The sequence below is a fragment of the Hymenobacter agri genome, assembly GCF_054778495.1.
The window spans coordinates 1-9,958 of the sequence record NZ_BAAGZM010000110.1 but is presented as its reverse complement, the minus strand read 5'-3'; the positions used below and the strand labels follow the sequence as shown (position 1 = coordinate 9,958).

The window sequence follows — 9,958 nt, the reverse complement described above, 5'->3', positions numbered from 1 at the left end:
CTACTTCGGCCACCGGGGCGGCAGCGGCGGCGGGAGCCGCCTCCGTGGTGGTGGCAGCAGCTGAAGTGCTGGTACCGGCCTTCGTCGTGGTGGTTTTGGTCGTTGTAGCGGCTGGGGCTGCTTCGTCGGTTTTGGGCGCGGCCGGGTCTTCAGCGGCGGGCACCGGAGCCGTCACGGCCGCATCACTCAGCATGAAGGAAGGCGTGACAGAAGCCATGCCCGTGCCCGAACCTTTCGGGAGAGCAATGTAGCCCACCACCAAGGCGATGATAACGCCCACTAAAATGTACGTCAGGCGGTTGTTACCGCCCGAAAGCACGTCTTCATCCTGGGCGTCCAGATTAGGGTTATATTCTTCAGTAGATGCGTTCGGCGTAATTTTTGGGTCCATTGATTTAGAAAGGGGGTGGAGTGAGAATTTGGTCGGATAAAGAGCTAAAAGAATAGCCCTGACACCCAAAGCACCAGGGACTAATCCGCGCAAGTTAAGGAGTTGTGTTGCCATTCCGCAATAGGCTCTTACTCACCAGCCGCCCGCATTCTGCCACCAGCCCCGAAAATCCGGTACGCGGCCCCCTACAACCAACAAAGCCGGAAGCGCCCGTTCAAAAAGGCACTTCCGGCCAAGCCGAAAATCTTTCGTAAAGTCACGCCGAAACCGGCAATTAGGCTATTCGCTGCCCGCTTCGGTACTTGCCGGCGTGGCCGGGCCACCGGGGGCCGCTTCGCCAAACTTCTGCTCGCGGGTACGCAGGTTGTGGTCGAGTTCGTAGCTGCCTTCGGCCTCAAAGCCGGGCCCCTGGGCCTGCTCCCCGGCATTCTGGTGGTCGTTGCCCCCCTGGGGGCTGGTTTCGGAACCGCCGATGTGCAGATTTTCGAGCTGGTCTTTCTGGTTGCTGCGCTCGGTGTAGCCGTTAGCGCCGGTGTAGCGGGCAGCGGTGGGGTCGCTGCTCGCCTTGTTGTTGCTTTGGTCCTGCTGATATTCTTTTTCCTTCTCCAGCTGTTCGTTCTTGGAGAAATGCTTGTTTTCGGTAATATCGGCGTGCTCACCCTCATTCGGGTTGGTACCGTCGCCGGAGAAATTATCAGGAATCATGGGGCGGAAGATTTAGAGGATATGGTGAAATCCCTCAGACGTACGCAGCCCGAGCGGTTGCGTTACGCGAGGCTCCCGGCAAGCCTGCCCTGACGAAGAAAAAAGCGGCCGCCCAGCCTCCAGTTCATTATCCGGAGATATCCGGGCGGTACAAATTCGCGCTACCCGGCACAATGTGCGGGCTACTTCCGGTCGTTCAGTGCCCAGTCGTAGGGATAATACTCAACTGAGTACGTGGCCGGAATAATCTTGCTGTCGCGAAACTGATTGAGGTAGGCCAAGCCGGTTTTGCCCGTGGCCTTGAAATCAGGCTCGTACCACTTGAAAATTTCCGAAATCTGTACCTTTTTGGCCGCGTCGTTCACCCGCACAAATTTGGGGTCTTGCAACACCTTGCGGGCCTGCACCGTGAGCTGGGCATCTACTTGGTTGCCCACGAAAGCCTGCCGGTTGAGGCGCGGGCAGCCTTTGGCCCCGCACACCAGCGCAAAATGAATGCGAGGGTCGTGAAACGGCTCGCGCAGCTTTTTGGCTTCCAGGTCGTTGAGCGTCATCTTCTCGCCGGCCACCGTTACCAGGTTTTTATCGAAAAACCCCGGAATCTTTTGCACCGACTCGGTCGGATAGTGGGCTACCACTTCGCTGATGACCAGAACATTATAGGCATTCAGGTAGAATGCTTCGCGGTCGGCGTCGGTCAGCATTTTGGCGTCGGTAGTTTCGTAGCGCTTTACCAATGCTTTTATTTCGAGCGGATTACGCTTGATGGCGCCGTAGTTTACGTTGCCGTTCTCGTCGACAAATTTGGTGTAGTAAGCAGTAGTAGCCTGCGGCAGTGCCGCCATTGGTGGAGCGGCATCGACCGCCGCGGTAGCACCGCTAAGCAGCACTGCCGCAGCCAGGAGCAGCTGGCGGGCCGGCCGCAGCTGAGGAAGAAATGATTTGCGCATAAGAGAGAAGGGAAAACGAAAAATAAGCGGCCGAGCCTGTAAGGAATTATTCGGCTGCAGTCAATCATTGGGCCACAAACGTACGTACGGAGCCCATTGGTTTGTGGGACGGCCCCGGCCTACATTTGAGCACCACCCAGCTTTTCGCTTTCTTTTTCCGCATGCACCTCGTTATCATCGGCAACGGCATTACCGGCGTGACGTGCGCACTAACCGTGCGCCGCCTGCAGCCCGCGGCGCACATCACGCTGGTATCGGACGAAAGCCCCTACCACTTCGCCCGCACCGCGCTGATGTACGTGTACATGGGGCATTTGCGCTACGAAGACATCCAGCCCTACGGCGACTGGTTCTGGGCCGAGCACCGGCTGGAGCTGGTGCACGCCACGGCCACCGTCCTCGACCCGGCCACCAAAACCATTGCCCTCGCCAACGGCACCACGCTCGGCTACGACCAGTTGCTGCTGGCTACCGGCTCCGAAAGCCGACGCTACGGCTGGCCCGGCCAGCACTTGGCCGGCGTGCAGGGCCTCTACAACCTGCCCGACCTGGCGGCGATGGCCCGCGACACGCACGGCATTGGCCGGGGCGTGGTGGTGGGTGGGGGCCTTATCGGCGTCGAACTGGCCGAGATGCTGCACTCGCGCGGCATCGAGCCGGTGGTGCTGGTGCGCGACAGCCATTATTGGGGCTCGGTGTTGCCACCCGAAGAAGCCAACCTCGTCGACCGCCAGTTTCAGGAAAACCGCGTGGCCGTGCGCTACAACACGGAGCTAAGCGAGATTTTGGGCGATGAAACGGGCCGCGTGCGCGCCGTGCGCACCACGACCGGCGAAGAAATTGCCTGCCAGTGGGTGGGCCTGGCCACCGGTGTGACGCCCAACGTGGCTCTGGCCAACACCTCGGCCATTGAAACCGACCAGGGCATTCTGGTCGACGAGTACCTGCGCACCAACGTGCCCAATATATTCGCGGCCGGCGACTGCGCTCAGCACCGGCAGCCGGCCAGTGGCGAAGTGCCTATCGAGCAGCTGTGGTACACCGGCCGCATGCAGGGCGAAACCGTGGCCCATACCATCTGCGGACAGCCCCTGGCCTACCGGCGCGGTATGTGGTTCAACTCGGCCAAATTCTTCAACCTTGAATACCAGACCTACGGCCAGGCCCCGGCCGTGCCCACACCGGGCCTGAGCAGCTTTTACTGGGAGCATCCGTCGGCCCGAGTCGCGCTACGCATCTATTTCCGGGCCGATGCGCCCCATGCCGTAGTGGGCTTCAACGCGCTGGGCCTGCGTCTACGCCACGCCACATGCGAGCAGTGGATTCGGGAGCGGGTGCCCGTAGGCACGGTACTGGCCCATTTGGGTGCAGCCAACTTCGACCCTGAATTTGCGCGGCAGCCCGAACCCGCCATCGTCGCCGATTTTAACCGGCAGTTTCCTGCTTTGGCAGTATCGCTGAAGCAGCGCAAAGGACTTTTTTCGTTTCTAAAAGGTTGACAAACGATTCGCGACTGCTTACCAGATTCGTAATCTGCACTTTGCCTTACGTTTCCTCGTTTTTATTTTTCACTTCGGTTCAACATCCGTGGATTTCTCCAAGCTATATCGCCCTTCCGCTCTCAACAGCTTCCAGTTCATCGCCCTCACCGGCCTGTTGATGAGTGCCGGCGCGCACCTGATTCTGCACTTTTTTGTGGGGCGCACGCCCGCAGGTTTCGGCTGGCTTTACGTGTGCTGGACGGTATTTTACCTGTTTGGTACCGCCAAAAATCTATTTGGCAAGCCCGATGCACCTCACCATCATCACCACTAGCAGCCCGGCATGTTGCACTCTGCGCCCGGTTCCTCATCCAACTTCTTCTGAATGAATCCTACCCTACCCCCACCACCCCTGCCCGCTACCGCTCCTGCCGAAAAGCTGACGCTGGTGGGCATAGCGGCCGGCCTGCTGGCCCTGCTGCTGGCCTGGGCCGATGCCGACCCCAGCCGCCGCAATACGTGGTTCTGGCTGGCGCTGGGGCTGGTGAGCGCCGGCACGCTAGCCTGGAGTTGGGTGAAATTTGGCCAACATCCGGCGGGCGTGCAGCAAAATAACCTGTGGCTGCGGGCCAGCACCAGCCGCGGGGCTTTGTCCTGGATTACGGGCTTGGTGCTCACGGGTTTTTACGTGGTGCTGTACTGGTTTAGCGGCGACGATGGCCAGGGCCATTTCGGCCTGCTCGATAACCTGGTGCACCCGCTCGACGGGCTCAGCCAGTCCCTGCGCGCCCGGCCGGCCGACCAATGGTTTCTCTACGGCACCTTCTATACCATGGCGGTGCTGCTGATGGGCGCCCGGGCCCTCTGGAAGTATCGGCACGTGCGCTACCAGCTTATTCGTACCGTTTCGGTGATGTTTTTTCAGCTCGGGTTTTCGTTTCTGATTCCCGGCCTGCTGCAATTTTTCCAGAAGCCCGAGTTTTATTTCAACTACTTCTGGCCGCTGCACTACCAGTACCTGTGGCCCAACGACGTGCACGACCTGATAAAAAATGGGCAGGCGTTGGGCACGTTCATGGTATTCTGGGGCGCGGTGATGTCGTTTGTGGCCACGCCGGTGCTCACGTATTTCTACGGCAAGCGCTGGTACTGCTCGTGGGTGTGCGGCTGCGGCGGCCTGGCCGAAACCGCCGGCGACCCCTACCGCCACCTGTCCGACAAAAGCCGCAGCGCCTGGCGCTGGGAAGTGCGCCTTATTTACCTCATTCTGGGCATTATTGTCCTCATCACGGCCCTGCTGTGGGTGCATTTTGCCACCGGCAGCACGCTGCTTGGCGAGGCCGGCAACGTGGCAGCTAAGTGGTATGGGTTTGCCATCGGCTCCGTTTTCTCGGGGGTGATTGGGGTGGGCTTCTACCCCATTATGGGCTCGCGGGTGTGGTGCCGCTTCGGCTGCCCGATGGCGGCCTACCTGGGCTTGCTGCAGAAGCACTTTTCGCGCTTCCGCATCAGCACCAACGGGGGCCAGTGCATTTCGTGCGGCAACTGCTCCAACGTGTGCGAAATGGGCATCGACGTGCAGCAGTACGCCCAGCGCGGCGCGCCCGTGGTGCGGGCCTCGTGCGTGGGCTGCGGCATGTGCAGCACGGCCTGCCCGCGCGGCGTTCTCAACCTCGAAAACGGCCCGCGCGCCGGGCGCACGCAGGCCTCGCCCCTCATCCACGCCGACTCGCTGCGGATATTGAGCTAACCGCGCCATGCAGCACCGACTTCTACCCCGTTCGTTTTGCGTATGACCTCCCGCGTTTTTGGAAAAATCACCCTGCTATTGGCAATGGGGGCGTGCAGCCCAATGACCAAAATTCAGGGTACGGAGCCAAACAGCCACCGCCCGGCATTTTACAGCTCGGTTTCGGGCCTGCCAGTGGTGCCGACCAACCGTGCGCCGCAACAACCATTCGCATTCGACACTTATCCGCGCGGCTTCGACGAAACCCTGGTGTTTCGGTTTGCTCCTTGCTCCGATTCATCCGCGCAAGCTTTTCGCCGCATTCCTGCCCTGCCCAAAATTCTCCGGTCACAGTGGCTGGTAACGGGGCCGGGCACCATTTTCATCGCTTCCAAAAACATTGAATTGGACGAGGTGGAAATTTCAAACCGGGAATGGCAGCATTTTTTGAATTGCCTGGCCGCCGATTCTTCCCAGGCCGTGTACAATACCTTCCTGCCGAGCCCGGCGGCGCAGCCCGTAGCCGATTATTTCACTAATCCTTTTTACCAGTATTTTCCCGTCGTGGGCATATCATATGCCCAGGCAACAGGCTTCTGCCGGTGGCGCGGACAAAAAGTTACGGCCACCTTCAATAGCCGCATAACTGCGCCTGCCAAACGGCAGCGCTTCACCTACCGGCTACCTACGGAACAGGAATGGGAGTCGGCGGCCGGCAATTTCATCAGCCGCGACTACGGCACGCCCTGTACTTCGGTCCGCATCGAAGTGAACCCCAAAGCGGCGGCGTATCTGCAGCAGCGGGCGCGGTCGACGGTGCCGGTCGCGCAAATTGCGCGCGACATCATCCGCTTCAATGCGGCGAAGTCGGAGTTGGTATGGTTCGTTTGTCAGCGCGAACTTCCTTATTTCCTGCGCTCGCCCACTCCCGACTACGTTTACAGCACTGCCCCCAACTCATTTGGCCTGTACCACATGATTGGCAACGTGGCCGAAATGGTGCAAGAGCAAGGAATTGCCAAGGGTGGCAGCTACCGCGACCCATTGGCGGCCTGCACCATTGCCAGCCGCAGCCGTTTCGACGGCCCGGCCCCGAACGTTGGTTTTCGCTGCGTGGGCGAAGTGGCACTGCTGGAGTAGCAAGAAACCGTCGGGCGGAAACGTCGCCGCCCCCCCTGACACTTAGTGCATCCGGTCGTCGCGCACCGGCAGGTTGCTCACAATTGCCCCCTCAATTTCCAGCAGCTCCTGCAGGCGGGCGTCCACCACGGCGGGGTCGCAATATTCCTTGGCCAGGTCCACGTAGCTCACGAAGTGGGCCGCTTCCGACACCATCAGCTCGTAGTAAAACTTACTCAGCTCCTGGTCGGCAATGTGTTGCCAGAGCAGCTTGAACCGCTCGCAGCTGCGCGCCTCGATGAGGGCCGACACCAGCAACTGGTCCATGAGCTGGCGCTCGCGGTCGCCGCCCTTGCGCACGTGGGCCAGCAGCTGCACCACGTATTCGTCTTTGCGGGGCTTGCCCAGCGGGTAGCCGCGCTTGCGCAACTCCAGCAGCACGCGCTCGAAGTGGCTCCACTCCTCGGCCACCAGGTCGGTGAGCTCGGCCACCAGACGGGTTTTCTCGGGGTAGTGAATAATCATGCTGATGCCGGTGCTGGCGGCCTTTTGCTCGCACCAGGCGTGGTCGACGAGAATGTCCTCGATATTTTTCTCGGCAATATTTACCCAGCGTGGGTCGGTATTCAGTTTCAGCTTCAGAATGGTTTTTTCTTTCATGGCGGCTTCGGTTAGTCGAAGAAGTTCCAGCGCACGCCGAACTGAAAGCGGCGCGGGTACCCCGAATAATAGGGTGAGGCAAAATAGCCGTCGCGGCCCAGGTTCTGGTTCAGGTAGGCCACCTTCAGGAATACCGACACGGTTCTGATGTCGGCCGAGAAAAAGGCATTCACGATGGGATAAGCCCCGATGGTAAATTTGTCCTGCTGGTAAAACTGCTGGGTACTGGGGCTGTAGGCGAAGGCCCGGTAGGCTGTTTGGTAGTACAGTTCCAGCCCGGTCTGGCTGAACAGCGCCCGCCGGAAAATATAGGCCTGGTAATACGCCCGCGACTCGCCCACCAGCGCCGGAATGCGCAGGCCGTTCACATCGCCGCCTTTGGTATAAGTAGCCTGGTTATCGAGCCCCACGCGGCCAAACTGCGCCCGGTGCCGGGCCATGCCGATGAGCAGCTGATTGCTGGTGTTCGCCTGCGAGGGCAGGCCATCGAGGTCGTAATACACCAGGTTCCTGATGTTTACGAGGCTGGCGCTGGCTTCGAAGCGCTGCGCCCGCAGGCCCAGCACCGTAGGCAGCTTCAGCTCGAGCCGGCCCGTGAGCTGCTGGGTGCTGGTGTTGGCGAACTTGTCTTCGGTGCCCCGGACTAAGGTATAGTTTCCGTTTTCCCAGTGGCTCCAGCTGTAGTGGTTGCCGAAGAACTCCTGCTGCGTGAGCGTAGGCGAGTACGAATTCACCAGCGCTTCGGCCGACAGCGGCCCGGTGCGCACCCGGCCGCGCAGCCAGTATTCGGGCCGGTAATTATCGGCACTCAGCCCGTTCAGGGGCAGCAGGTACACTTCGCCGGCGGCATCGACGGCGTAGATTGTGCGATAGTTGAATGCCGCCGTGCCGCCCGCAAAAAACTGGTGGAAATTGCGCGTGGGCGCGGCCGGCCCCAGCGTGAGCGCCGAGGCGGTGGCCGCACCGGTGAGCGTGGCAGTTTCGAGCGAGGCCACCCGGTCGCGGGCGTACAGGCGATACTCCACGGCCGAGGTGCGGCCCAGCACGCCCACCGTATTCTCGACCTGGCTGAACTGCGCCCGGTCGATAGTAGCGCCCTGGCTGCCCAGCGCTCGCGGATAGTAGAAGCCCGGGTCGGTAACCGGCTTCAGGGCCAGGTCGGCGTAGCTGTTGTACTGGCGCTTGAAATCGAAGGTGTGGTACACCGTGAGGCCGCGCCCCAGCAGCCGGTAGGTGTGCGTGAAGTACAGCTCGTCGCGGTCTTCGTAATTGATGGACGACGTGAGGTACACCTGCTGCTGGTCGTATTTAAACAAGCTCGACGGGATGGGCGTGCCCGTGGCGTCAACCTCGCTGCGCGCCAGGTCGATGGTGCCGTCGGCGGCGTAGTTGATGGTGGGCCGGATGCCGCCCTGCTCTACGCCCCGGTGGCGGGCGTTGCTGATGTTGAACAGCAGGTGATACCGCTCGTTCTCCGTCTGGAATCGCCCGAAGAGCAGCAGGTTGGAATGCTCCACCAAAGCATCGCGCGACGACCGTGCCGCCGAAATTTTGTTCGACGCAATACGCTCATAATCAATACCTATACTGAAATTTTTCTTCAAACTACGGCTGTAGCTGATTTCGAATACCTGCTCGCCGGCGCTGGATTGAATGTACCGGAAGAAGGAGTATGGCGAGCGCGAATCATAGTACGGCACCGTGCGTGCGTTGTGGGCGTAGCGGTCGAAGGCATTGCGGCCGAAGCGCGCCCCCAGTTCGAGGTTGGGCTGGTAAAGCAGCGGACGCGAGGCCGTACCCACGGCGCCCAGGTCCTGCTGGTACGTGGTGTCGTGCACCCAAAAGCGTTGCTGCGGCCACTTCGTCAGGGTGGTATCGACGGGCGTGCCGCCGGTGGAGTCGCGCAGCACCTCGCTCTCGTAAATGACGCGCGTGGTTTTCGGGCCGTACAGCACCTTGGTCGAGTCGTCGACCACCTGCGCCCGAACAGTTCCGGCCAGCAGCACCAGTACTACCAGACCCAGCCAGCGGCTCAGGCCGGAAACAGAGATAAAATTTTGGGGCAAAGCCTTCAAATGCAAACGAGTAAGTCGACGGCAGTTAGGCGGCCATCGCAACAAAGAAATCAACTCCGGCGGGCGGGCGCTTCGGGCAGCACCCGGCGCAGCAATTCAATATCGGCCACCGAAGCGCCACGGCTGGCAAAGCCGGTGGAGGTTTTCACAAAGTCCGCCTCGCCGGCCACGCACAGCCTAGCGGCCAGCTCAATCTCGGCTTCCGAGAGCAAAGCCGTTTCGATGATGACCTTGAGTTGGGCCTGGTGCACGTGGCAGAGGTCAGCCAAATCCAGAATCTCATCCTGAATGCAGGCAGTTTTCCCCGATTTCAGCGCCGAGATGTTGATAACCATGTCCAGCTCCGTCGCGCCATCATACAGCGCCACCTCGGCTTCCTTAAACTTGACGGCCGCCGTGGAATAGCCCAGCGGAAACCCAATAACCGTGCAAATACCCACCGCCGTGCCGGCCAGCTTGACCGCGGCCAGGGCCACGTAGCAGGGCGGCACGCACACGGTGGCGAAGCCGTGGGCGGCAGCTTCGTCGCACAGTTGCAGGATTTGCGCCTCGGTGCAGTCGGGGCGCAGCAGGGTATGGTCGATTCGGGCGGCGAGGTTCATGGGGCAAAGGTACGCGCGCGGGCGGTGGCCGGTTGGGCCACCTACCCGGTGGGCCGATACCCTGGCTTTTGACCCATGCAAAAAGGCCCTCTATAGGTGCAGCGGGCCTTTTATTGTGCTCTTTCCTACTCCACCGCCAGCTGCTGGGTGGCGGTGCCGCTGCCGGCCGTCACGCGCACGGCATAGAGGCCGGCGGGCAGTCCGGCCAGGTCCAGTTCGGCCGTTGCTCTGGTGGCAGTTTGGGTG

General features: G+C 60.8%; 11 protein-coding genes. 4 read left to right on the top strand and 7 right to left on the bottom strand.

Annotated elements, in window-relative coordinates:
• From ACYVDE_RS08130 to ACYVDE_RS08120, 3 genes are all read right to left on the bottom strand, one after another.
• Positions 1-391: hypothetical protein (locus ACYVDE_RS08130; RefSeq protein WP_460500982.1), on the bottom strand; the 391-nt coding region annotated here is incomplete at its 3' end.
• Between the two features lie 279 nt (positions 392-670).
• Positions 671-1,096, bottom strand: coding sequence for a hypothetical protein (locus ACYVDE_RS08125; RefSeq protein ID WP_460500981.1), 426 nt, complete (start codon positions 1,094-1,096; stop codon positions 671-673).
• A gap of 182 nt (positions 1,097-1,278) precedes the next feature.
• The gene (locus ACYVDE_RS08120; RefSeq protein WP_460500980.1) at positions 1,279-2,046 is read right to left on the bottom strand and encodes a DUF547 domain-containing protein; all 768 of its coding nucleotides are present in this window, start codon (positions 2,044-2,046) and stop codon (positions 1,279-1,281) included.
• Positions 2,047-2,207: 161 nt separating this feature from the next.
• Between ACYVDE_RS08120 and ACYVDE_RS08115 the strand changes: the two genes are divergently transcribed.
• From ACYVDE_RS08115 to ACYVDE_RS08100, 4 genes are all read left to right on the top strand, one after another.
• Positions 2,208-3,545, top strand: a complete 1,338-nt coding sequence (locus tag ACYVDE_RS08115) for an NAD(P)/FAD-dependent oxidoreductase (RefSeq protein ID WP_460500979.1) — start codon at positions 2,208-2,210, stop codon at positions 3,543-3,545.
• 88 nt (positions 3,546-3,633) lie between these two features.
• Positions 3,634-3,861: a hypothetical protein gene (locus tag ACYVDE_RS08110; protein ID WP_460500978.1), complete on the top strand. Its 228-nt coding sequence runs from the start codon at positions 3,634-3,636 to the stop codon at positions 3,859-3,861.
• A 51-nt stretch (positions 3,862-3,912) separates the two neighbouring features.
• Positions 3,913-5,277 carry a 4Fe-4S binding protein gene (locus tag ACYVDE_RS08105; protein WP_460500977.1) on the top strand — a complete coding sequence of 455 codons (1,365 nt, stop codon included), beginning with the start codon at positions 3,913-3,915 and terminating at the stop codon, positions 5,275-5,277.
• A 174-nt stretch (positions 5,278-5,451) separates the two neighbouring features.
• Positions 5,452-6,396 (top strand): formylglycine-generating enzyme family protein, encoded by a 945-nt coding sequence (locus ACYVDE_RS08100; RefSeq protein ID WP_460500976.1) that lies wholly within the window; start codon positions 5,452-5,454, stop codon positions 6,394-6,396.
• 42 nt (positions 6,397-6,438) lie between these two features.
• Here ACYVDE_RS08100 and ACYVDE_RS08095 read toward each other — a convergent pair whose 3' ends face one another.
• From ACYVDE_RS08095 to ACYVDE_RS08080, 4 genes are all read right to left on the bottom strand, one after another.
• Positions 6,439-7,035 carry a MiaE family protein gene (locus ACYVDE_RS08095; protein WP_460500975.1) on the bottom strand — a complete coding sequence of 199 codons (597 nt, stop codon included), beginning with the start codon at positions 7,033-7,035 and terminating at the stop codon, positions 6,439-6,441.
• 11 nt (positions 7,036-7,046) lie between these two features.
• Positions 7,047-9,101, bottom strand: coding sequence for a putative porin (locus ACYVDE_RS08090; RefSeq protein ID WP_460500974.1), 2,055 nt, complete (start codon positions 9,099-9,101; stop codon positions 7,047-7,049).
• A gap of 59 nt (positions 9,102-9,160) precedes the next feature.
• Positions 9,161-9,712, bottom strand: coding sequence for a 2-deoxyribose-5-phosphate aldolase (deoC, locus tag ACYVDE_RS08085; protein WP_460500973.1), 552 nt, complete (start codon positions 9,710-9,712; stop codon positions 9,161-9,163).
• Positions 9,713-9,837: 125 nt separating this feature from the next.
• Positions 9,838-9,958: T9SS type A sorting domain-containing protein (locus tag ACYVDE_RS08080; protein WP_460500983.1), on the bottom strand; the 121-nt coding region annotated here is incomplete at its 5' end.

Coding starts and splice junctions, on each gene's coding strand:
- ACYVDE_RS08125 (WP_460500981.1), bottom strand. CDS start 1,096: ATGATTCCTGATAATTTCTCCGGCGACGGTACCAACCCGAATGAGGGT.
- ACYVDE_RS08120 (WP_460500980.1), bottom strand. CDS start 2,046: ATGCGCAAATCATTTCTTCCTCAGCTGCGGCCGGCCCGCCAGCTGCTC.
- ACYVDE_RS08115 (WP_460500979.1), top strand. CDS start 2,208: ATGCACCTCGTTATCATCGGCAACGGCATTACCGGCGTGACGTGCGCA.
- ACYVDE_RS08105 (WP_460500977.1), top strand. CDS start 3,913: ATGAATCCTACCCTACCCCCACCACCCCTGCCCGCTACCGCTCCTGCC.
- ACYVDE_RS08095 (WP_460500975.1), bottom strand. CDS start 7,035: ATGAAAGAAAAAACCATTCTGAAGCTGAAACTGAATACCGACCCACGC.
- deoC (WP_460500973.1), bottom strand. CDS start 9,712: ATGAACCTCGCCGCCCGAATCGACCATACCCTGCTGCGCCCCGACTGC.